Here is a 22361-nt window from a genome sequence, read left to right as displayed (position 1 = left end):
TATTCAGACCATATCGCAAATGGTATTGAGAAGCGGTTTCAACTCGATAGAGCGAAGGAGTACATATGGCTCATACCCATGCACCCGCATCATCCACATCCGTAAACCCTGCCGCGCACCAGCGTAGGCTGATTGCCACGTTGACCGTAACCGGTTCGGTCTTCCTCATCGAAGTGGTGTCGGCTGTCTTAACCGGCTCATTGGCCCTGCTGGTGGATGCCGGTCATATGCTCACCGACATGTCCGTGCTGGCGGCATCCACAATCACCGCCATACTGATGCGCCGCAAGCCCAACAACACTCGTACTTGGGGCTGGGCCAGGCTTGAGGTGCTCACCGCTGCCGCAGGTGCCGTGGTGCTGCTCATCGTTGGCATCTATGCGTTGGTGGAGGCCGGCATGCGTCTGTTCGGCGGTTCCAAAGCGGAAATCGACGATATCGGCTTGCTGCTGTTCGCGGGCATTCTGGGTCTTGCCGCAAATATCATCTCGATTTTCATCCTTGCCTCGCAGCGCGAAGACAACATGAATATGAAGGCCGCGTTCCTCGAGGTGATGAATGACGCACTTGGCTCGGTGGCCGTGGTGGCCTCTGCCCTGGTAATGATCCCCACCGGATGGAATGGCTTCGACGCCGTGGCCGGTGCCGTCATCGCACTGATGATGATTCCGCGCGCCATCAAGTTGCTGCACAACGCGGTCAAGGTGCTGCTGGAGGAAACACCGGATGGACTTGACCTCGATAAGGTACGCGAACATCTGGAAGACGTGCCGCATGTGCTTGCCGTGCATGACCTCCACGCCAGCACGGTGTCCACCGGCATGCCGATTCTGATGGCCCACGTGGTAGTCGACAAAGACCTCACCATGGAAGATGCCGCCACAATCCTCACCCAACTGCAGGATTGCCTGCGCGAGCACTTCCCGGTCTCGGTCCCCCACACCACCTTCCAGCTCGAGCCCGAGGGCTATAGCTCCCCCTCCTCCAACGAACTCCACGAATAAAAAATGCTCCCAACGGGAGCATTCAGCAGGGTATAAAAAATCGCTGTACGTGTGCGATTTTCGTGCCGCACAAGGTGAAGGCCTACAAAGGTAGGTCGAGTCTTGTGCGGTGCGAAAGGCGCTCCGTACAGCGATTTTTTATCAGAAGCCGAACTGGGCGGCGGTTTCCTTCAGCGTCTCGGCAGAGCGCTTCAGAGCGGCGAGCTCCTTGTCGGAGACCGGGGTGTTGATGGTGTTGTTGACGCCCTGACGGTTGAGGAGGGTCGGCACGGACATGCAGATGTCGGAGATGCCGTGGAAGTCCTTGAGCATGGAGCTCACGGGCAGAATGCGGTTGGTGTCGTGCAGGACGGCTTCGATGATGTCGACGCCGGACATGCCGATGGCGTAGTTGGTGGCACCCTTACCGTTGATGATCTTGTAAGCGGCGTTCTTGACTTCCTGGTGGATCTCCTCGCGCTTGTCGGCGTCGAGCGGATCGTGGCCGGGCAGCGGGGTCCAGTCGCACATGGGGACGCCACCGATGGTGGCGGACTCCCACAGCGGGACTTCGGAGTCGCCGTGCTCGCCGGCGATGTAGGCGTGCACGTTCTTGACGTTGACGCCGGTCTGCTGGGCAATCAGGAAGCGCAGGCGAGCGGAGTCCAGGTTGGTGCCGGAACCGAAGATCTGGTTCTCGGGCAGACCGGTGAGCTTCTGAGCCACGTGGGTAGCGATGTCGACCGGGTTGGTGATGAGCATGTAGATGGCGTTCGGAGCCACCTTGACCAGGTTCGGCATGATGGCCTTGAGGATGTTGACGGTAGCGCCAACGAGCTCAAGACGAGACTGACCCGGCTTCTGACGCGGACCAGCGGTGATGACGACCATGTCGGCGTCGCGGCAGATCTCAGGATCGTCGGAACCGTCGATGGACACGGTCGGGTAGAAGCTGGAGCCATGCTGCATGTCGAGCACTTCGGCTTCCACGCGCTCCTTGGCGATGTCTTCAAGCACGATCTCGCGAGCGATGCCACGCTGGGCAGCGGCGAAGGCGAGGGTGGAGCCAACGGCACCGGCACCAATAACAGCAAGCTTCGTGGGCTTAACGGTAGTTTCCGCCATGATGGATGAACCTCTCTTCAAAGGCGGTCTGCTGATGAATGGCAGGCCTTGTAACTAACGTCTTCACTCTATAAACCCGCTAAGACGTTTTGCTACCGGCACACCACCCTGTTTGACAACCGTATGGTAATGTTTTCAACGGTTGTTAGCGCTCACGAATATACTGTGATGTTTATCACGTTAGTCAATGGACTGTTCGACCACCTGAGCGGCAAGATGGGCATCAACGTCCGCTTCAAGCTGTATGCCATCATCGCGGTACTCCACCTTGTCTACCTTGCCGTATTCGCGTACACGAGAGATCAGGGAGCCAGCGGTATACGGCAGCAGAGCGTTGACATGCACATGCGGGACCGGCAGCAGACTTTCGACCGCGGTACGCAGCTCGTCCAATCCCTCACCGGTATAGGCGGAGACGATGAACGCATCTGGCTGCAGCGCGGCGAGTCGTTCACGAGTCGCCTCGTCCGCCTGATCGGCCTTGTTGAATACGAGAATACGCGGAATCGAGGCCGTGCCTTCGATGTCCGCCAACACGTCATTGACCGCGTCGACCTGAGAGAACGGGTCAGGGTGGGAGCCATCGACCACATGCAGGATCACGTCGGCCTCGGCCACCTCTTCCAGGGTGGATTTGAACGCCTCGACCAGCTGGGTGGGCAGGCGGCGCACGAAGCCGACCGTGTCCACGTAGGCGTAAGCGCGTCCGTCGCGGGTTTTGGCGCGGCGCACGGCCGTGTCCAATGTGGCGAACAGCGCGTTTTCCACCAGTTCGGCCGAACCGGTCAGACGGTTGGTCAACGAGGATTTGCCGGCGTTCGTGTAGCCGACCACGGCCACTGTGGGCAGGCCGAAGCGACGGCGTGAACCGCGCTTGACCTCACGTGCCGGGGCCATCTCACGAATCTGACGGCGCAGTCTGGCGATACGCGTGCGAATTACACGACGGTCCATTTCGATTTTGGTCTCGCCCGGGCCTCGCGATCCGATGCCCGCATCCGCGCCGGCCGCGCGACCGCCGGCCTGACGGGACAGCGAACCACCCCAACCACGCAGTCGGGGCAGCATGTATTCGAGCTGCGCCAACTCCACCTGCGCCTTACCTTCACGCGAGGTGGCGTGCTGGGCGAAGATGTCCAGAATCACCGCGGTGCGATCCACCACCTTGACTTTGGCGGCGTCCTCCAATGCACGGCGCTGTGACGGCGGCAGGTCGTCGTCCACGATAATCGTATCGGCTTCCTCACGCGCCACGATGCCGGCAATCTCCTTGGCTTTGCCGGAACCAACGTACGTGGCTGCATCCGGCTTGGAGCGATGCTGCAGCAAACCATCGCATACCACCGCACCGGCGGTTTCGGCGAGCGCCGCCAACTCTCTCAATGATTCCTCGGCCTTGGCTTGCGTGGTGACGGCGGACGACCAGACGCCGACGAGCACCACACGTTCCAGACGCACCTTGCGGTATTCGACTTCGGTGACGTCCTGCAGCTCGCCGAGACCGGCGACATGCTTGAGCTCGTTGCGGGCCTCGCGCTCCTCCCATTCCTGGTTGGCGTCCTCATGCCAGCCGGTCGCGCGCTGGCTGTCGTCGAGCAACACTTCGGACTGCTCGGCCAGCACACCTTCAGGGGTAACGTCGTTGTTGCCGCGGTTGATGTCGGTGTACTGGGTGTTGTCGGTCAAGTGCGCCTCGTTTGGTTGGAATGGTTCACGATTCTTCTATGGTCCTTTATTATCATCACATGAGGTGACATGCTGGCATAGATCGGCACGTACCGGCATAGGCCGGCTGATACAGGTCGGCATACGAGAGCGGCGAATCCCGCAGAAATGGAGCGACCATGGCAGAACAGTATTTCTCTGCGGAACCCGCATCGAAGGATGTGCGCCGCACATTGAACGTAACGTTGCGCGGCCATGAGGCGACCGCTCAGGTGTCGAACGGCGTGTTCTCCGGCTCGCGCGTGGACCTCGGTACGTCGGTATTGCTGAAGCATGCGCCCGAGCCGCCGCTTACCGGCGATTTTCTGGATTTGGGCTGCGGCTGGGGCCCTATCGCCCTGACATTGGCGTTTGAGTCGCCCGAAGCGAACGTGTGGGCGGTGGATGTCAACGAGCGCGCGGTGGACCTGACCCATGCCAACGCACAGGCGAACGGCCACACGAACATTCATACGGCTCAGGTGGACGAGTCCAGCACTCCCCTGCCTGCCGAGAACCAGCCGGCGTTCTGCGAGACGGTGCCGAGCGACCTCACGTTTGATGTGATTTGGTCGAACCCACCGATCCGAGTCGGCAAGGAAGCGCTGCATACATTGCTTATGGCTTGGCTGCCGAAGCTCAAGGTGGGCGGTGCCGCCTATCTCGTAGTGCAGAAGAATCTCGGTTCCGATTCGCTGATCCCCTGGCTGGACGATGCGCTCGGCGAGGGGTTCACTGCGAGCAAATACGCGAGCTCCAAGGGCTTCCGTATCATTGAAGTTCGTCATGAAATATGAGTATCCCGCAGAACTTCCCGTATCTGCCGCGCGTGATGAGATAGCCAGCGCGGTCAAACGTTCCCAAGTCGTTATTGTGTCCGGCCAGACCGGTTCGGGCAAAACCACACAGCTGCCGAAAATCCTGCTTGAGCTTGGCCGTGGCACGCACGGCAAGCAGATCGTGCACACCCAGCCTCGCCGTATCGCCGCACGCACGGTGGCCGAACGTATCGCCTCGGAGATGGGCGTGAAGCTCGGTGACGAGGTCGGCTATCAGGTGCGTTTCACCGACGAAAGCTCGCCCGGCACACGATTGAGGGTCGTGACCGACGGTATTCTGCTCGCCCAGATCCAGCGCGATCCGAAACTCACCCGATACGATACGATCATCATCGACGAGGCGCATGAGCGCAGTCTTAACATCGACTTTCTGCTCGGCTATCTGACGGCACTGCTGCCTCAGCGCCGCGATCTGAAGCTCATCATTACCTCCGCGACCATCGATTCGGTCAAGTTCCAGGAGCATTTCGAGCACGCCTTGCATGAGAAGGTGCCGGTAATCGAGGTTTCCGGCCGCACCTTCCCCGTGCAGGTGGTCTACGAGCCGCTTGGCACCGCGCCCGCGTTGATGCGCGAAGTGCCGGGATTCGCGGTGGGCGCCCGCCCCGGCGACGCCGATTACGACGAGCTGGCCAGCGCCATCGCGGAATCCGATTCCGACCGGCCCCGCGGCCGGTCCGGTGCCTCCTATGCCGATGACGGCATCACCGATATGCCTACCGCCGTGGCTCGAGCCTGCGCCGAGCTGGTGATTCACTCCTCCCACGAGCGCGGTCCCCGCGATATTCTGGTCTTCGCCTCCGGCGAGCGCGACATCCACGAGTTCGAGGCCGCACTGCGGCATCATTACGGCCCGCGCGCCGACGACATGCGCCGGCCGGATGCCATCGAGATCATGCCGCTGTTCGCGCGACTGTCCGCCGCCGACCAGCATAAGGTGTTTGAATCGCACCTTCACCAGCGCATCGTCATTGCCACCAATGTGGCTGAGACCTCGCTGACCGTGCCCGGTATCCGGTATGTGGTGGACCCCGGTTCCGCCCGTATCTCCCGGTATTCGAAGACCGCAAAGGTTCAGCGTCTGCCGATCGAGCCGATCAGCCAGGCCAGTGCCGACCAGAGGTCCGGCCGATGCGGCCGTGTGGCCGACGGCATCGCGATCCGCCTGTATTCGCGTGAGGATTACGAGACCCGTCCGCGCTTCACCGAGCCGGAAATCCTGCGTACCTCGCTGGGTGCCGTGGTACTCCACATGCTGTCGGTGGGCGTGGCCCGCACGGCCGAGGACGTCACGAACTTCGGGTTCATCGATCCGCCGGATATGAAGGCCGTGTCGGACGGTTTCAATGAGCTCACCGAGCTCAAGGCCATCGGCCGCAAGCGCGGCGAGGTGACGCTCACCCATACCGGTCGTCAGCTGGCGCGCATCCCCATCGACGTGCGTCTGGGACGTATGGTTATCGAGGCCGCGAAAACCGGTTCGCCGAATCTTCTGGCCCAGGTGCTCGTGGTCGTGGCGTTCCTGAGCTTGCAGGACCCACGTGAACGCCCGGACGACAAGCGTGAGGATGCCGACCGCATCCACAACCGGTATGCGGATGAGACCTCCGACTTCCTGACGGCCCTGAATATCTGGGACCGCGTGTTCCAAGCAGACGGCGACCCGAGCAACAACGCGCTGCGCCGTATCTGCAAAACCGAGTATTTCAGCTGGCTGAGGATGCGCCAGTGGAAAGATCTCGTCTCCCAGCTACGCCAGATGTGCAAGGAGCTGAAGTTCAAGGTCGGCGACCCGCTGCCCGCCTCCCGCCCAGGCTTGGAGATCCGCCAGCTGCCGTTGAATCAGCAGGCCGCGCATTCGCTGTGCTGCGCGTGGGATGCGGACGGCATCCACAAGTCGATGCTCGCCGGATTGCTGTCGATGATGGGCATGCAGGTGGTGCGCGAGCCCAAGGCCTCCGATTTCGCGGGGCTGACCGGTTCGGCGCGCGCCCGTGCGATGAAACGCGCCCAGAAGCAGTCGAAGAACGATTATCAGGGCGCACGCGGCACCCGTTTCGCCCTGTTCCCCGCTTCCGCCGTGGCCAAGAAGACCCCGTCATGGGTGATGAGCACCGAACTGGTGGAAACCTCTCGCCTGTGGGCCCGCTATTCGGCGGCCATCGACCCCGCGTGGGCCGAACCGTTGGCCGGCCAATTGACCCGCACCACGTATGCGGAGCCGCACTGGTCGGGTTCGCGTGGCTCGGCTGTGGCCACCGCGCGCGTGCTGCTGTATGGTCTGCCGATCGTACAGGACCGTGCCGTGCAGTGGGGACGCATCAATCCACTTGAGGCGCGCGACTTCCTGATTCGCCAGGGTCTGGTCGAGGGCGATATTCAGCAGCGTTTCAGTTACGACGACTTCGTGGGCAAAAACCGCGACATTCTCGAGGATGCCGCCGATGATGCGAGCCGCACCCGCCAGCTGGCGGATACCGTGTCCGACGAGGATCTGTTCGACTTCTACAACGCGGTCATTCCCAACGATGTGACCAGCGTGGCCGATCTGGCGAAATGGTGGAAGTCCGAGCATGACCGTCAGCCGAATCTGCTTGATTTCGACCCGGCCAAGGTGGAGCGTCTGGCATCCAGCGATTCGGTGAGTCTGGACGATTACCCCGACCATTGGCATACGACCGGATCGGACGGCCAACCCATCGACCTGCGTCTGAGCTACGTGTACGATCCGGCCGACCCGGCCGACGGCGTCACCGTGCATGTGCCGTTGAAGGCGCTCTCGCGTATCACGCCCGACCAGTTCACATGGAATGTGCCGGGTCTGTTGGATGAGCTGATCCTGTCGATGATCAAGGCGCTGCCCAAGCAGCTGCGCGTCCAGTTCGTGCCGGCCCCGGATGCCGCGCGTGCGATTCGTGACTGGATCGACGAGCATTACCCGGATCTGCCGGGCTCGGGCTCGCAGCAGAAGCCGAATCTGCCGCCGGTGGATGAGGATGGCACGACCGTTGGCTGGCCCGATCTGGCACATGTGTTCACCAAGGCGGCCATCGCCACCAAGGGTGCGCAGATTCATCCCGAAGTGTTGGGGCCGGAACTGGTCGAGCGTCTTTCCCCGTATCTCAGAGTCACGTTCTCGGTGGAGCAGCAACTGCCGGCCGGCAAGCACCCTCGTGGACGCCGGCATGCGCGCGGCCCCATCAAGGTGCTGGGTGTGTCCAAGGATCTGAAGGCGCTGCAACGCAAGTTCGCCGCGCAGGCGGAGGCGTCGGCCCGTCAAATGGTCAAGAAGCAGGCCGATCAGGCTGGAGAACAGGGCAAGCTGGTCAGTCAGGCGAACCTGTTGCATAAGGCGGGTGCCACCACCGAGTCCCGGGCCACGATGCTCTGGCGTGGCGCATTGGATGCGTTGCGATTGCCGGCCGAACGCATTTCGTCGCGCTGGCTGGGTACCGAGGCGTTGATGCTGGCTTCTGCTCCGTACAAGTCCACCAAGGATCTGGTCGAAGACCTGCAGCTGGCCACGGTCAAACGGCTGATGCCGAATGTCGACAGGCTCTCGGACGATGAGGCGTTAGCCAATGCGGTGCTCGATGTGCGCGAAGTGTACGAGGACACCGTCTATCAGGTGGCGCATGACGTGATCGCCGTGCTCAAGGCTTATGCCGAGGTCGACAAGGCCACTGGCGGCAAGGCTGATCTGCCGATGCTTTCGGTGTTGCAGTCGATTCGCGACCATATCGCCACGCTCGTCTACCCCGGATTCATCGGGCGCACTCCCCCGGATGCGCTGAAGTCGTTGAGCCGATATTTGAGAGCCGATCTGAGCCGACTCAATAAGGCGAAAACCGATAAGAACCGTGATGTCAAGTGGGCTTGGCAGGCCGACGAGGCCCGTCAGGTGGTTGATAAGGCGTTGGCCCGTGCCAAGGCGGAGCCGGCCGGCCCGAAGCATGAGGCATTGATGAAGCAGGCCGAACAGGCCCGTTGGATGCTTGAAGAGTTCTACGTGTCCCTATGGGCGCAGGAGCTTGGCACCAAGGGGCCGGCTTCGCTCAACCGTATCAAGAAAGCGCTGGCGTGACCGGACGGCAAACAAGTCGCCAGGCCACGCGCCAGCGCACGCACAAGCCGTCATCACAGCGTGGGCCAGTGCGCGGACACCTCGGCAATCGGAACAGGAAACGCAATCGTAGGCACGGTCCGATCAATGCTCTGAAGCGTTCCTGGCGTAAGGCGAACTGGCCGACCCGCATCAAGATGGTGCTGATTCCCACGGTGGCGGTGGTCGTTGTCGTAGCGCTGGTGGCCGGGCTGGTTCGTTTCACAAACTGGCGGGCACAGGTTCGCGCAGCCGAGGCGGCACAGCTGGAACTGACGCAAACATACGATTTCAATCCGGGCAATATTATTTCGGATGGTCAGTTCTTCAACGGTTCGGCGATGAGTCAGGCCGAAGTCCAATCGTTTTTGGACACACAAGGTGGCTCGCTGGCCGCGATGACCTTCGACACATCGAACGAGTCAGGCGAAGGCCTGTGCGCGGACTATACAGGCACCAAAGGCGAGTCGGCGGCGGCAATCATCGACCAGTCGGCCCGCGCCTGCAAGGTGAGCCAGAAAGTGCTGCTCACCGTGATGCAGAAGGAGCAGCATCTGGTCACTGCCGTCGATCCCAGCGACTATCAGCTTATGGCGGCGATGGGGTTGAACTGTCCGGATACCGCCGACTGCGATCCCGCCTATGCCGGATTCTTTCGGCAGGTGTATGGCGCGGCCAAGCGGTACCGTTACTATCTCGAGCACGAGGAACAGTACGGGTATACGGCGCACAATCTCAACTACATCCAATATCATCCGAACGCGGCATGCGGCGGCGCACAAGTGTATATCGAGAACAAGGCGACCGCCCTGCTCTACATCTATACGCCCTACCAGCCGAACATCGCCGCACTGGCCGCTGGCAACGGTACCGGCGATTCCTGCTCCAGTTATGGCAACCGCAACTTCGCGCTTATCTACACCAGCTGGTTCGGTTCGCCGCGAAGCTGATAACGGCAGCTGACCGGTCTTGTCCGATTGGACTCGGCCAACACTGTCAGCGTTCGACGTATGGACGCAGCAGGGTCGTGGCGCCAACCGCCAGCAGCGAGGCGAAAGCCAGCAGACACAGGCAGACGGCCTGCACGCAGTAGATCGGTCGAATGTGGGTCAATGGTTCCACGCCATGACCTTTGTCGGCCAGCTTGCCGCCGTACAGGTTGCTCCACAGGCAGGCGCAGCCGTAAATCACCAAGCCGATGCTGATATAGCGTTCGGGCACGCCGATTTCGTCGCGCATGATCGGCGAAAGATACGTGTAGAAGACATAGGAGGCGGCTGCGCCGAAGACCACATCCGCCACGCCGAGCTGGATGCGGCGGTCGAAGAACAGGCGGAATTGCCTCAGGAAACCGATCTTCGCCGGATGCGAGTTGCGTGGCAGAGACACTGCCATCGATGCCATCAGCACGGCGGTGAGCACCGAGACCAAGGCAAAGGTGACACGCCAACCAAAGGTATCGGCCACCCAAGTGCCGGCCGGTACGCGCGGTGTTCGCAGGTGCGTTCGTCATGGGTGCTCTCTTGAGTGCTCTCGCTCGTACTACAAGCTGATTCGTCGGTTATGTCAATCGTTTTTTCGTATCAACTCAGCGACAACACTTTTCCCGCCTCTGCCCGCTACCCACCACAACGACACGCCATAGAAAACCCCGCCGATGACCAATCATCGACGGGGTTCGGCACATGTGCAACGCTTGCGATTACAGCTTCGGCAGATACTTCTTCAGCTCGTAAGGCGTGACCTGCTGGTTGTACTCCTCCCATTCCTGGTGCTTGTTGTCCAGGAAGTAGCCGAAGGCGTGTTCGCCGAGCACGTCGGCCACGAAATCGGATTTCTCCATGATCTTCAGCGCCTCGTCCAGCGAGCGCGGCAGCGGCTGAATACCCATAGCCTGACGTTCGCCGTCGGTGAGCTCCCACACGTCATCACTGGTGGGTTCGCCCAGCTGCATCTGCTTATCGATGCCATCGAGACCGGCGGCCAGCAGCACCGAGTAGGCAAGGTATGGGTTGGCCACCGGGTCGAGCGCACGGAACTCCATGCGCGCGGAGTTGCCCTTGCCCGGCTTGTACTGCGGGATACGCAGCAGCGCGGAACGGTTGTTGTGGCCCCAGCAGATGTAGCTTGGTGCCTCGTTACCGCCCCACAGGCGCTTGTACGAGTTGACGTACTGGTCGGTGACCGCGCAGATTTCGGCCGCATGGTACAGGATGCCGGCGGCGAACTGGCGGGCGGTCAGGGACATGTTGAACTCCTGACCGGCCTCGTAGAAGGCGTTGGAATCGCCTTCGAACAGGCTCAGGTGCGTGTGCATGCCGGAACCGGGCGCGTCGGCCAGGGGCTTGGGCATGAAGCTGGCGTGAATGCCACGCTCCAAGGAAATCTCCTTGACCACCGTACGGAATGTCATGATGTTGTCGGCCATGGTGAGCGCGTCCGCGTATCGCAGATCGATCTCGTTCTGGCCTGGCCCCGCCTCATGGTGCGAGTATTCCACCGAGATGCCCATTTGCTCGAGCATGTTCACGGTGGCGCGGCGGAAGTCCATGCCTGGGCTGCGCGGCACGTGGTCGAAGTAGCCGCCCTCGTCGATCGGGGTCGGGGCCTTGGACCAGTCGTCCTGGCTTTCGAACAGGTAGAACTCGATTTCCGGATGCACGTAGAACGTGAAGCCCTTGTCCTTGGCTTTGGCGAGCGTGCGCTTCAACACGTGACGTGGATCGCCGAGCGAAGGCTCGCCGTCCGGGGTCAGAATGTCGCAGAACATGCGGGCGGTACCTTGCGGGCCACCGCGCCACGGCAGGATCTGGAACGTCGAGGGATCGGGTTGAACGATCATATCGTCTTCGGACACGCGGGTCATGCCCTCGATGGCGGAACCGTCGAAGCCGAGCCCCTCCTCAAACGCGGCTTCCAGTTCGGCCGGAGCAATCGCCACGGACTTCAGTGTTCCCAACACGTCCGTGAACCACAGACGAATAAAGCGCACGTCGCGTTCTTCGACCGTGCGCAGCGCAAACTCCTGCTGTTTATCCATAGTCGCCTATCGTTCCATAACCGTGTTACGAAGGGCGTTAACATCTCACTGTTCGTCACCTGCGAGTCGCGAGATTTCATCAACATGCCCCGGTCCGCATGTCAGGCATGGTTCAGGCCCATGCCGGCACGGCACTATGGTAGTGACTATGAGCGAAGATCATCTCACCCCATCCGCCAATCCGCCCGTCGACGTGACCAGCTGGACGCAGGCCACCGACCCGCGCGACCGTTCGCGCGCCGGCATCGCCACTCGTACCAAGGCGCCGCTGGACGCACATGCCATCTGGAAGGTCAAGGAGGGCCGGCGTGAGGCGATCAGCCTTTTGGAGGAGCAGTCCGCGATTCGCGTACCGGATCTGATTCCGCTGCGTTACAAGCGTATGAGCGCCAGCCCCTTCACCTTCTACCGGGGCACCGTGCTCATCATGACCAATGACCTGGCTTCCACGCCAGTCACTGGCATTCCGGTGCAGTGCGTGGGCGACGCGCATATCGGCAATTTCGGCATTTTCCGCTCCCCTTCCGCCCGTCTGGTGTTCGATATCAATGATTTCGACGAAACCGCTATCGGCCCGTGGGAATGGGATCTGAAACGTCTCGCCGCCTCGGTGGAGATCTGCGGACGCGCCAACAAAATCAAGGAGAAGGACCGTCGCGCCGCCGTGGTCCAGTGCGTACACACGTACCGCACACGCATGAAGTGGTTCTCCGAAATGGATTACCTTGACGCGTGGTATGAGCACCTGGACGTGGAGGAGACGCTCGACCGCTTCGAGACCACCGGTTCCAAACGCAGCCGTGTGCTGCGTGAGGCGGCCATGAAGGCGCTGCTGAAGGATAACGACGCGGCGGCGGCCAAACTGTGCCGTTATGAGAGCGGCAAGCTCAGGTTCAAATCCAATCCGCCCGAGCTGGTGCCGATCAATCAGCTGGATGATTACGCCGACTTGGATGCGTTGCAGGCACGTATAGACACGCTGTTCGAGAGCTACCGGCATTCCCTGTACGACGATCGCCGTTGGGTGTTCGATCATTTGCGCTATCAGGACGCGGCCCGCAAGGTGGTGGGCGTGGGCTCGGTGGGCCAGCGCGCGTGGACGTCGGTGTGGATCGCGCGTGATATCGACGATCCGATGATGATTCAGATGAAGGAGGCCACGTATTCCGTGCTCGAGCATTACTGCGGCGCGTCGCCGTACGCCACGCACGGTGAGCGCGTGGTTCAGGGGCAGAAGCTGATTCAGAATACGGCCGATGTGCTGTTGGGTTGGTCGAGCTTTATGGCCGAGGATGGCCGACCGCGCGACTATTACGTGCGCCAGTTGTGGAATGGCAAGGGGTCGATTGATATCGACAATCTCAACGCTTCGGGATTGAGCGATCTGTCACGCATGTGCGCATGGTCGTTGGCGCACGCCCACGCCCGCACCGGCGATTCGATTGCGATCGCCAATTACATGGGTGGCACCGACGAATTCGATCAGGCCATCGCCTCATTCGCCGTCAGCTACGCCGAACAGAATGATGAAGACTACGCCGTCTTCAAAAAGCTCCTCAAATCCGGCGACCTCCCTTGCTGAGCCGTTAAGCGGACAGCCCATTGGGCTGTCCGTAGGAGGGGTCTGAGTGAAGCGATAGCTGAGCGAAGGTAGATTAACAGTCTCGCTAAGGCGAGTCCTTTGCCTACTTCGCTACTTCAAGCGCTTCCTGGAGCGTGAACGCACGTGCATAGAGGGACTTGCCGAGGATGGCAGAATCAACACCAATTTCAGCCAGTTCCTTGATGGCGCGCAAATCGTCCAGCTTGGAGATACCACCGGAAGCCGTGACCTTGGCGTCGGTGCGTTCAGCGACTTCACTCAGCAATTGAATGTTCGGGCCGGACATCATGCCGTCCTTAGCCACGTCGGTTACCACGTAACGCGAGCAGCCCACGGAGTCAAGGAACTTCATGGTCTCAAACAGGTCGCCGCCTTCGCGCGTCCAGCCGCGCGCCGCCAGTGTGTGACCGCGCACATCCAGACCAACAGCCACGCGGTCGCCGTACTTCTTGATGACCGAGGCGGTCCAATCCGGATTCTCCAAAGCGGCGGTGCCGATGTTCACTCGGGCGGCACCGGCCTCAAGGGCCGCGTCCAACGAAGCGTCATCGCGCACGCCGCCGGACAGTTCGATGTTCACGCGGTCGCCGAGCTCATGAACGATTTCTCGCAGCTGATCGCGATTGTTGCCCGTACCGAAAGCGGCATCAAGGTCGACCAGGTGAATCCATTCGGCACCGGCCTCAACCCAAGTACGGGCGGCCTCGAACGGCGAACCGTAATCGGTTTCGGAACCGGATTCGCCTTGGCGCAGGCGCACGGCCTTGCCATCGCGTACATCGACGGCGGGCATCAGAGTCAACGACATAAGAAGAGCCTTTCTTCAGTTACTTATACACAATTTGAGCTCCCTCGTCAGAGGGAGCTTCATGCTTTTTTACAGCGTGGCGATCCAGTTCTTGAGGAGCTGGGAGCCAGCGTCCCCGGACTTTTCCGGGTGGAATTGCGTGACGGACAGCGGGCCGTGTTCGTAGGCGGCCACAAAGCGCGATCGGCCGTACGAGCACCAGCTCACGCGTTCGGGCGAATCGCTCAGATCGATGTCGAAGCGGGACGTATCCGCCGGCTTCACTTCCATCGCGGCGTAGGAGTGCACGAAGTAGAACCGTTCGTTCTCCACGCCGTTGAGCAGCACCGAATCGGGGGCGGCCTCGATCGTGTCCCATCCCATGTGAGGCACCACGTCGGCGTCCAGCAGGTTCACCGAACCGCCGATCAGTCCGATGCCTGCGGCATGGGCACCGTGCTCCAGACCGTGTTCGAACATGATCTGCTCGCCCACGCACACGCCGAGCACCGGGCGGCCAGCGCGGATGCGATCATAGATCACACGGTCGCCGTCGACCTTCTTCAGTCCTTCCATACATGCGGCGAACGCACCCACGCCCGGCACGACTAGGCCGTCGGCCTCCAACGACTGCCGGTAGTCGGAGGTGAGGGTGGTGTCGACGCCAAGATTGGCGAGCGCACGCACCATGGAACGTACATTGCCGAAACCGTAATCGAAAACAACCGCTGTGGTCATCTGCTCTCCTATCCCCTACTGGTTTGGTTGGCGTCTATTCGATGCGGGAGCCGCGCCCGCCACGTCCGCGCCTAGTGTGGTTGGCGAGAATCTGCATCGCCTGATCATGGTCGAGTCCAGCGGAATCCACCACTTCGAACCCTTGGGTCTTGAGTTGATTCAGGGTTACGATGCCGAGCATCAGGTCCTCGACGAAGCGCGGCGTGGAGGTGAACAGCACGGGCGGCGCGAAACTCTGGCCGGCCTCTCCCTGCACGTACATGGCCACTTCAAGCTTGTCGGCACGGTTGACTGCAAGAATCACGGCCATGCCGGATACCACGGTGGTCAGGTCCTTGGCTGCGGCTTCCGGGCCGTCGCCGTCCAGATTCTTCAGCACCGCGACGGCCCCCTGATTGGCACCGATGCATGCGGCGGAGATGTCCGACAGCTGGCAGAACGCGGCCAACAGTTCGGCGGAGGCAAGACGGGTAACGATCAGCGCCACCTTCGCCTTGTTACCCAACAGTCCAGCGAGTTCGTTGTCGAAGCCGAGCGAGGGGTCGACCACGTCGGCCATGGCCTCGTTCACCGCATCCGCAACGGACCCGGTGACGTCGTCGGTCATAGGCCGGCCGGAATCAGCGGAAGCCTTATCAGCCGTATCATCATTCGCGTCGGAATCGGACTTCGCTGAAGCAGCGTCCGCTGTTTTATCGGCATCACTGGTATCACTGGCATCGCCGGATACCGAATCGTCCGCGAATTCTTTCTCGAATCCGGCGAGCGCAGCCTCAAGCTCCTCGTCGGAGAAGTGCGATTCGTCCGGATCGAACTTGTCGTCGGTCATCACAGGGCTCCCTTGGTGCTGGGCACGCCGTCTACACGCGGGTCGATTTCCACGGCGAAGCGCAGCGCACGGGCCAGCGCCTTGAATTCGGCTTCAGCGATGTGGTGCGGGTCGCGGCCGGCGAGCACCTGCATGTGCAGGCAGATGCCGGCGTGGAAGGCGATGGATTCCATGACGTGGCGGACCAGCGAGCCGGTGAAATGGCCGCCGATCATGCAGAATTCGTAGCCTTCGGGCTCGCCGCTGCACACGCAGTACGGGCGGCCGGAAATGTCGACCACGGCCTTGGCCAGCGCCTCGTCGAGCGGCACGGTGGCGTCGGCGAAGCGGCGGATGCCTTTCTTGTCGCCGAGAGCCTGCTTCAGAGCTTCGCCGAACACGATGGCCGTATCTTCCACAGTGTGGTGCACGTCGATGTCGGTGTCACCGTGGGCGTGGATGGTCAGGTCGATCAGCGAATGCTTGCCGAGCGCGGTCATCATATGGTTGTAGAACGGCACGGATGTATCGATATCGGTTTTGCCGGTGCCGTCGAGGTTCAGTTCGAGGTCGATGTGTGATTCGCTGGTTTCGCGGACGATGTGCGCGGTTCTTGCCATCATGTCTCCTGTGTGATTCGTCATATTGGATTGCGGCGGGACTCGAATCGCTTCGGGTCTCGCCGCAATCGGAAAGAAACGTCCCTTATGCTGCTTCCACTATACGAAGCACTTCAACAAGGGCGTTACGGAAGGTTTCCATCTCCTCGTCGGTGCCCATGCACACGCGCAGCCAACCGTCCGGTCCGACCACACGGATGAGTACGCCGCGCTTCAGGAGCTCGTCGAAGATGGCTTCACGCTTGTCGAAGTGCCCGCCGAACAGCAGGAAGTTCGAGCCGGATTCGGCCACTTCAAGCGGCTGGTCCTTGTAGGTCTGTTCCTTGAGCCATGCGGCGGTGGCCTCGCGGGTTTCGCGCAGGTGCTCGACACGGCTCAGCTGCTCGTCGGTGTGTTCGAAGGCGGCCAGTGCGGCGGCCTGAGTCACGGCGGACAGGTGGTACGGCATACGTACGATACGCACGCAGTCGATGATGCCCTTGGACGCGGCCAGGTAGCCGACTCGCGCACCGGCGAAGGCGAAGGCCTTGCTCATGGTGCGGCTGACGGCCAAGTTCGGGTGGTCCTTGATCAGGCTCACGGCGCTCGGGGTGCCGGGCTTGCGGAATTCCACGTACGCTTCGTCGATGACGAGAATCGGATGCACGCCCTCGCCCGCGCCGACCACTTCAGCGGTTTCGCAGGCGGCGAGAATACGTTCGATATCCTCCATCGGCAACGGAGTGCCGGTCGGGTTGTTTGGGCTAGTGAGCAGCACCATCGAGGGCTTGACCTCGGCGATGGCCTCAAGCACCTTGTCGACGTTCAGCGTGAAGTCGGCGTTGCGGTGGGCGAGCTTCCAACCGGTGAAGGTGTCGCGGGCGTACTCCGGGTACATGGAGTACGTCGGGTCGGCACCGAGTGCGGTGCGGCCCGGGCCACCGAAAGCCTGGAACAGCTGGAGCATGATCTCGTTGGAGCCGTTGGCACCCCACAGCTCGTCCACGTCCAGACGGGTACCGGATTCGCGGGCCAGGTAATCGGAGAATGCCTGACGCAATTCGATGTGCTCACGGTCCGGGTATCGGTTGAGTGTGGGGGCGATTTCACGCACACGCTTGGCGATGGTGTCGCATACGGCCGGGTCCGGCGCATACGGGTTCTCGTTGACGTTCAGGCACACCGGCACGTCCAGCTGGGGAGCGCCGTACGGCTCCTCACCGATCAGGTCGTTGCGCAGCGGCAGGTTTGCAGGAATCGAGCTCATCGCAGACCGGCTTCCTTCTCCTGCTCGCGCAGGGTGGCCTTGTCATACGGATCCTTGACGAAGCGGGAGAGCACGCACTCGCCGTGGGCGGGCAGGTCCTCGGATACCGCGAAGGCGTTGATGCGGGCGGCGAGGGCCTTGAGGCCTTCCTCGTCGTATTCGATGACTTCGACCGGCTTCATGAAGGTGTGCACGCCGAGGCCTGCGGCGAAGCGGGCGGTGCCGCCGGTGGGCAGCACGTGGTTGGAGCCGGACATGTAGTCGCCCAGCGGCACCGGGGAGTACGGACCGCGGAAGATGGCACCGGCGTTCTTGATGCGCTTGACGACCGCATCGGCATCCTTGGTCTGAATCTCAAGGTGTTCGGCGGCGTAGGCGTTGGCCGCGTCGATGGACTGGTCGAGACCGTCGGTCAGCACGATGGCAGACTGGGTGCCGGACAGCGACGTGTGGACACGCTCGGCGTGCTCGGTACGCGGCACGCGGTACTTGAGGCTCTCCTGCACCTTGTCGGCAATCTCGGTGGAGTCGGTGAACAGCACGGAACCGGCGAGCTCATCGTGCTCGGCCTGGCCGATGAGGTCGGCGGCCAGCAGGCTCGGGTTGGCGGTTTCGTCTGCGATGATGCCGATTTCGGTGGGGCCGGCAACCGCGTCAATGCCCACGAATGCGGAGACCAGCGACTTGGCGGTGGCCACGAAGATGTTGCCCGGGCCGGTGATCTTGTCAACCGGATCGCACAGGATGTCGCCGTCCTGCGGCTCGCTGCCCTTGGCGCCGTATGCGAACATGGCAATGGCCTGAGCGCCGCCGACCGCGTATACCTCGTCAACACCGAGGATGGCGCAGGTGGCGAGGATGGTCTTGTTCGGCAGGCCTTCCTCATTGTCGCGGGCGGGCGGGGTGGCGATGGCCAGCGATTCGACGCCGGCGGCCTGGGCCGGCACAGCGTTCATGATGACGGAGCTCGGGTAGACGGCCTTGCCGCCGGGCACATACAGGCCGACGCGCTGAATCGGAATCCAGCGTTCGGCCACGCGGGCGCCTTCGGCGAGGTCGGTGTAGAAGTCCTTCGGCACCTGGTTGGCGGCCACGGCGCGGGCGCGGCGCACCGATTCCTCGATGGCGGCGCGCACTTCGGGGTCGAGCGTGGTCAGGGCGTCCTTGATCGCCTCGACCGGCACGCGCAGGTTCTTGGGACGCACGTGATCGAACTTCTCCTCGAAGTCGCGCAGGGCAGCGGCGCCGCGTTCTTTGACATCGTCCAGAATCGGACGCACCAAATCGGTGGCTTCGGAAGTACCCATTGCAGCACGCGGCATCGCGGCAAGCAGTTCGGCACGGGACAGGTTCTGACCACGCAGGTCAATGATTCGCATGATGTTCTCACTCATAACGCCCCATCGTAGCAATGTGCGAGGCCTAAGCGGCGAGGAACGCCCATGTTCACCCGTATCGTGAGATTATCGTGCGTGATGTGGGTTCGTGATACAGGTTATTGACGCACGCCAAATGCCCGAGCGGTCTCATCGATAATCGGCATGTCATGCACGGCGACGTGACTCACTTCGGACCATCGCGGGCCAATGGCTAATTGCTCAACCAAGGCTTGCACTGCGTCGCTGCTGCCTTGTGCTTCCAGCTCAACCGAGCCATCGCGACAATTACGCACCCAACCCCGTACACCAAGCCGACGTGCCTGAGTCACCGTAAAATAACGGAATCCCACGCCTTGCACCAGTCCGTTGACCACTATATGTTTGCGGACCAAATTCGCCGATTGCCTCATGATGCTCAGTTCCTAATCCATCGTTCGCAGCATTGGGTAGAGGCTCAGGAATCGCCGGTATGCGTCGGCATATGTGCGTGCGGTGTCAGGATTCGGCTGGTATACAGTGCATTCGCATACTGATTGCAGCAGGTCTGGTACATTGAATACCAACGAGGCCATTGCCACTGCTGGCAGAATATCGGCATTGGCGAACACTTCGATGGGATGCTCCAACACATCGGCCAGAATCTGGCACCACGCATTTTCTCTGGCTCCGCCGCCAATCAGGGAAATCTCGGTGGGTTTGGCGTCAAAACTTTCCATACCTTGACGAATGGAGAAGGCCACACCCTCAAGCGCGGCACGCATCATGTCTGCCTTGGCGGTGTCTGGATCGAGGCCCACATAGGCACCGCGAATATTCGGATTCATAACAGGGAATCGCTCCCCCACCAGATATGGCAGGCATAGCACACCGTTGGAGCCGGGTTTGGATGTTTCGATAAGCTGATGCGCCTCTGCGTAATCGCCATCGGAGAATACGCCGGTAACCCATTTATGCACGTCGCCGGCGTTGAGGAATGGCACGGCATTCACGAAGCCTTCTTCCACGCCAAATGCCAGATTCGCAGCACCTGGCTTGTCGGTGAACGGCTCGGGCGAAACGGTGGCGATCCAGCCTGAGGCGCCGATATTGATGTTGTATTGACCAGGGTGGCTGACACCGCTGGCAAGTGTGGTGGCACCCGCGTCTCCAATGCCCGCGTATACCGCAGTTCCGGCGGAAAAACCGGTGCGTTGTGCAGCGGATTCCGTCACTGTGCCAATGTTGTCTTGCGGATTGTGCAGGTGTGGCAATATGGTCATGTCGATTTCTGCGACCTCGCATAATTCGGCATCCCACTGGCCATTACGGATATTCATGGCCCCAGCTGTGGAACACGCCGCCACATCGCCCACGCATTCGCCAGTTAATTGGGCGATCAAGTAGTCCTTGGAACTGATCAATACATGACGAATGCGCGCGTACGTTTCCGGCTCGTGTTCACGCAGCCACATCAACTTGGGCAACGACAAGCAGCCTTCGAGCCGGTTACCAACGGTGTTCAGGAAACGTTCTGCACCGCCCTGATATGTCTCGGCGAGTTGCTTGGCCTGTTCCTCGGCTCGGCCATCCGAATACAGAATGGCATTGCGGACGGGATTGAGCTCGCCGTTCAAAACAATAACATCCTGCATCTGACCGCTGAAAATGATGCCACGAATGCGAGTCACATTGAATTCTGACTCGGATTGCCGCGCCTGCTCAATCATGTGCCTGGAGGCCGAGCAGAAAGCTTGCCACCATTGATCGGGGCTCTGCTCCCGATAGTCGCCGTTGATAATAAGGTCAAGTTCGCTACTCGCACTAGCTACAATGCAACCCTGCCCATTAACTAAGGCACCCTTCAACGCCGTGGTCCCCGCATCAAATGCAGCCACATATTCCGTAGTCATATCGTTCATCGTAGCGCTGAAAAAAGAATCATTCTTTGCCAGCAAAACGCGGCTTATTGCATCGTCTTGTTTCTAGAATGGGAAATTGAACGAATACTACGACTAGTGAGGCATTATGGCAATTCAATCGACAATCATGCTGAACAACGGCACTGTCATCCCGCAGGTGGGCTTGGGCGTATTCCAGACACCGGATGGTGATACTACAGTGAACGCGGTGCAGACGGCTCTGGAGAATGGCTACCGCCATATCGATACCGCAATGATTTACCACAACGAGGCTTCAGTGGGTGAAGGTATTCGCCGTGCTGGTGTGCCGCGCAGCGATTTCTTCTTGACCACCAAGCTGTGGAATGACGATATTCGCGCACGCCGCGGCAAGGATGCATTCCAAGAAAGCCTCGACCGCTTGGGCGTGGATTATGTGGATCTGTATCTGATTCACTGGCCAGCAGACGGCTGGCAGCAGGCATGGGACGACTTGCAGGAGATTTATGCCTCTGGCCGCGCCAAGGCCATTGGCGTCAGCAACTTCCAAAAGCATCATATCGATGAGCTACTGACCCATAGCGATGTGGTGCCTGCTGTAGACCAAGTTGAGTCTTCCCCACAATTCACCAATCAAGAGCTTATTGACCAGCTGCGTGCCAAGGGCATTCACACTGAAGCTTGGAGTCCGCTCGGCGGCACCGGCGGTAACCTACTCAGCAACCCAGTACTGGCCGGAATCGGTGCCAAGTACGGCAAGTCTGCTGCACAGGTAGTGATTCGTTGGCACATCCAGCGCGGCATCGTCGTGCTTCCCAAGTCCACTCATGCCGAGCGCATCAAGCAGAACTTCGAGGTCTTCGACTTCAACCTATCGGTCGATGATATGACCGCCATCTCCGCCATCAACACCGGCAAGCGCAACGGTGCTGATCCGGACAATTTCAATTTCTAGACCTTTATCGGTCCAGATACGCAAAGAGGGAACTCTCCGTCATTGGAGGGTTCCCTCTTCTATATGCTTTCGATTCGGCCACACCCTAGGTGCGAGAGCCTATGTCTTGTCGGTGTCTTGTCTTGTTGGTTTCGGATATAGAGAAAGCCCCTTGGGGCGTGTGCTCCGAGGGGCTTCCTGTACGTGTGATGCGGCGGCGTGCTACTCTCCCACACCCTGTCGGGTGCAGTACCATCGCCGTGCCAGGCCTTAGCTTCCGGGTTCGGAATGGGACCGGGCGTCTCACCTGGGCCATGGCCGCCGCAAATCTTCTCTTATACGGTCAGACGCTGGGGTCTGCCGGCCTGTGGCGGCCTGGGAACCGGACAGCGGACGCGGATATGTCGATGTTTCGTCTTGTGGCCAGACAATGCTCATTGCCGTCTGGTGCCGTTTGCAGGAGGAAGATGCGGTCCAACCGCCAGGGGTTGGAATGTTGGTGTTGCCTTTCGTCCGTTAGTACCGGTCGGCTCCACCCCTCGCGGGGCTTCCACGTCCGGCCTATCGACCACGTGT

At 60.8% G+C, this 22361-nt stretch carries 17 protein-coding genes, 1 rRNA gene and 1 pseudogene; 6 read left to right on the top strand and 13 right to left on the bottom strand.

Features of this window, described 5'->3' with window-relative positions; genetic code table 11:
• Window positions 1–65 precede the first annotated feature (65 nt).
• The gene (locus AB5287_RS03950) at window positions 66–1004 is read left to right on the top strand and encodes a cation diffusion facilitator family transporter (RefSeq protein WP_007058510.1); all 939 of its coding nucleotides are present in this window, start codon (window positions 66–68) and stop codon (window positions 1002–1004) included.
• 141 nt (window positions 1005–1145) lie between these two features.
• On the opposite strand, the gene AB5287_RS03945 is transcribed toward AB5287_RS03950, so the two are convergent.
• Both AB5287_RS03945 and hflX read right to left on the bottom strand, forming a co-directional pair.
• Window positions 1146–2108 (bottom strand): L-lactate dehydrogenase, encoded by a 963-nt coding sequence (locus AB5287_RS03945; protein WP_007052533.1) that lies wholly within the window; start codon window positions 2106–2108, stop codon window positions 1146–1148.
• Between the two features lie 180 nt (window positions 2109–2288).
• Window positions 2289–3794 (bottom strand): GTPase HflX, encoded by a 1506-nt coding sequence (hflX, locus tag AB5287_RS03940; protein ID WP_007056520.1) that lies wholly within the window; start codon window positions 3792–3794, stop codon window positions 2289–2291.
• Between the two features lie 158 nt (window positions 3795–3952).
• Here hflX and AB5287_RS03935 point away from each other — a divergent pair, with 158 nt between their 5' ends.
• The 3 genes from AB5287_RS03935 to AB5287_RS03925 are packed head-to-tail and all read left to right on the top strand — an operon-like array spanning window position 3953 to window position 9703.
• On the top strand, window positions 3953–4609 hold the full coding sequence (locus tag AB5287_RS03935; protein WP_007054390.1) for a class I SAM-dependent methyltransferase: 657 nt from the start codon (window positions 3953–3955) through the stop codon (window positions 4607–4609).
• Window positions 4599–8735 (top strand): DUF3418 domain-containing protein, encoded by a 4137-nt coding sequence (locus AB5287_RS03930; RefSeq protein WP_007056518.1) that lies wholly within the window; start codon window positions 4599–4601, stop codon window positions 8733–8735. Before AB5287_RS03935 ends, AB5287_RS03930 begins: the two co-directional genes overlap by 11 nt.
• Window positions 8732–9703: a hemagglutinin gene (locus AB5287_RS03925; RefSeq protein WP_368220704.1), complete on the top strand. Its 972-nt coding sequence runs from the start codon at window positions 8732–8734 to the stop codon at window positions 9701–9703. Before AB5287_RS03930 ends, AB5287_RS03925 begins: the two co-directional genes overlap by 4 nt.
• Window positions 9704–9782: 79 nt before the next feature.
• On the opposite strand, the pseudogene AB5287_RS03920 reads toward AB5287_RS03925, so the two are convergent.
• Window positions 9783–10238, bottom strand: a pseudogene (locus tag AB5287_RS03920) (MFS transporter); the annotation flags it as partial.
• 217 nt (window positions 10239–10455) lie between these two features.
• On the bottom strand, window positions 10456–11793 hold the full coding sequence (gene glnA, locus AB5287_RS03915; protein ID WP_007052524.1) for a type I glutamate--ammonia ligase: 1338 nt from the start codon (window positions 11791–11793) through the stop codon (window positions 10456–10458).
• 148 nt (window positions 11794–11941) lie between these two features.
• Between glnA and AB5287_RS03910 the strand changes: the two genes are divergently transcribed.
• The gene (locus AB5287_RS03910; RefSeq protein ID WP_007052523.1) at window positions 11942–13375 is read left to right on the top strand and encodes a DUF2252 domain-containing protein; all 1434 of its coding nucleotides are present in this window, start codon (window positions 11942–11944) and stop codon (window positions 13373–13375) included.
• A 103-nt stretch (window positions 13376–13478) separates the two neighbouring features.
• Here the strand turns inward: AB5287_RS03910 and priA are convergent, their stop codons facing one another.
• The 8 genes from priA to AB5287_RS03870 form a co-directional block, all read right to left on the bottom strand.
• On the bottom strand, window positions 13479–14204 hold the full coding sequence (gene priA / locus AB5287_RS03905; protein WP_007052522.1) for a bifunctional 1-(5-phosphoribosyl)-5-((5-phosphoribosylamino)methylideneamino)imidazole-4-carboxamide isomerase/phosphoribosylanthranilate isomerase PriA: 726 nt from the start codon (window positions 14202–14204) through the stop codon (window positions 13479–13481).
• A 69-nt stretch (window positions 14205–14273) separates the two neighbouring features.
• Window positions 14274–14921, bottom strand: a complete 648-nt coding sequence (gene hisH, locus AB5287_RS03900; protein ID WP_007052521.1) for an imidazole glycerol phosphate synthase subunit HisH — start codon at window positions 14919–14921, stop codon at window positions 14274–14276.
• 34 nt (window positions 14922–14955) lie between these two features.
• Window positions 14956–15750 carry a hypothetical protein gene (locus AB5287_RS03895; protein ID WP_021975231.1) on the bottom strand — a complete coding sequence of 265 codons (795 nt, stop codon included), beginning with the start codon at window positions 15748–15750 and terminating at the stop codon, window positions 14956–14958.
• The gene (gene hisB / locus AB5287_RS03890; RefSeq protein ID WP_007052519.1) at window positions 15750–16349 is read right to left on the bottom strand and encodes an imidazoleglycerol-phosphate dehydratase HisB; all 600 of its coding nucleotides are present in this window, start codon (window positions 16347–16349) and stop codon (window positions 15750–15752) included. Before hisB ends, AB5287_RS03895 begins: the two co-directional genes overlap by 1 nt.
• An 85-nt stretch (window positions 16350–16434) precedes the next feature.
• Complete coding sequence (locus tag AB5287_RS03885) at window positions 16435–17595, bottom strand: histidinol-phosphate transaminase (protein WP_007052518.1); 1161 nt, start codon at window positions 17593–17595, stop codon at window positions 16435–16437.
• The gene (gene hisD / locus AB5287_RS03880) at window positions 17592–18989 is read right to left on the bottom strand and encodes a histidinol dehydrogenase (RefSeq protein WP_008783672.1); all 1398 of its coding nucleotides are present in this window, start codon (window positions 18987–18989) and stop codon (window positions 17592–17594) included. The genes AB5287_RS03885 and hisD overlap by 4 nt, the downstream gene beginning before the upstream one ends.
• Before the next feature lie 101 nt (window positions 18990–19090).
• The gene (locus AB5287_RS03875; RefSeq protein ID WP_008783673.1) at window positions 19091–19384 is read right to left on the bottom strand and encodes an acylphosphatase; all 294 of its coding nucleotides are present in this window, start codon (window positions 19382–19384) and stop codon (window positions 19091–19093) included.
• Between the two features lie 12 nt (window positions 19385–19396).
• Entirely contained in the window at window positions 19397–20872 is a 1476-nt protein-coding gene (locus AB5287_RS03870) for an FGGY-family carbohydrate kinase (RefSeq protein WP_368220698.1), read from the bottom strand.
• A gap of 106 nt (window positions 20873–20978) precedes the next feature.
• On the opposite strand from AB5287_RS03870, the gene AB5287_RS03865 reads away from it, so the two are divergent.
• A complete protein-coding gene (locus AB5287_RS03865) occupies window positions 20979–21806 on the top strand; it encodes an aldo/keto reductase (RefSeq protein WP_174768318.1) in 828 nt (275 codons plus the stop codon).
• A gap of 188 nt (window positions 21807–21994) precedes the next feature.
• Here the strand turns inward: AB5287_RS03865 and rrf are convergent.
• Window positions 21995–22111 (bottom strand): 5S ribosomal RNA (gene rrf / locus AB5287_RS03860).
• Between the last annotated feature and the right edge of the window lie 250 nt (window positions 22112–22361).

This window comes from Bifidobacterium sp. RTP21102st3_E2_RTP21102_210122 (genome assembly GCF_040916945.1).
Taxonomy (GTDB): Bacteria; Actinomycetota; Actinomycetes; order Actinomycetales; family Bifidobacteriaceae; genus Bifidobacterium; species Bifidobacterium longum.
Note: the sequence above shows the minus strand (reverse complement) of the source record. Positions and strands in the feature narration are given on the sequence as shown.

Excerpts from the sequence above, each read along its gene's own strand:
- AB5287_RS03950 (WP_007058510.1), top strand. The coding sequence starts at position 66 with ATGGCTCATACCCATGCACCCGCATCATCCACATCCGTAAACCCTGCC.
- AB5287_RS03945 (WP_007052533.1), bottom strand. The coding sequence starts at position 2,108 with ATGGCGGAAACTACCGTTAAGCCCACGAAGCTTGCTGTTATTGGTGCC.
- AB5287_RS03935 (WP_007054390.1), top strand. The coding sequence starts at position 3,953 with ATGGCAGAACAGTATTTCTCTGCGGAACCCGCATCGAAGGATGTGCGC.
- AB5287_RS03930 (WP_007056518.1), top strand. The coding sequence starts at position 4,599 with ATGAAATATGAGTATCCCGCAGAACTTCCCGTATCTGCCGCGCGTGAT.
- glnA (WP_007052524.1), bottom strand. The coding sequence starts at position 11,793 with ATGGATAAACAGCAGGAGTTTGCGCTGCGCACGGTCGAAGAACGCGAC.
- AB5287_RS03910 (WP_007052523.1), top strand. The coding sequence starts at position 11,942 with ATGAGCGAAGATCATCTCACCCCATCCGCCAATCCGCCCGTCGACGTG.
- priA (WP_007052522.1), bottom strand. The coding sequence starts at position 14,204 with ATGTCGTTGACTCTGATGCCCGCCGTCGATGTACGCGATGGCAAGGCC.
- hisH (WP_007052521.1), bottom strand. The coding sequence starts at position 14,921 with ATGACCACAGCGGTTGTTTTCGATTACGGTTTCGGCAATGTACGTTCC.
- AB5287_RS03895 (WP_021975231.1), bottom strand. The coding sequence starts at position 15,750 with ATGACCGACGACAAGTTCGATCCGGACGAATCGCACTTCTCCGACGAG.
- hisB (WP_007052519.1), bottom strand. The coding sequence starts at position 16,349 with ATGGCAAGAACCGCGCACATCGTCCGCGAAACCAGCGAATCACACATC.
- AB5287_RS03885 (WP_007052518.1), bottom strand. The coding sequence starts at position 17,595 with ATGAGCTCGATTCCTGCAAACCTGCCGCTGCGCAACGACCTGATCGGT.
- hisD (WP_008783672.1), bottom strand. The coding sequence starts at position 18,989 with ATGAGTGAGAACATCATGCGAATCATTGACCTGCGTGGTCAGAACCTG.
- AB5287_RS03875 (WP_008783673.1), bottom strand. The coding sequence starts at position 19,384 with ATGAGGCAATCGGCGAATTTGGTCCGCAAACATATAGTGGTCAACGGA.
- AB5287_RS03870 (WP_368220698.1), bottom strand. The coding sequence starts at position 20,872 with ATGAACGATATGACTACGGAATATGTGGCTGCATTTGATGCGGGGACC.
- AB5287_RS03865 (WP_174768318.1), top strand. The coding sequence starts at position 20,979 with ATGGCAATTCAATCGACAATCATGCTGAACAACGGCACTGTCATCCCG.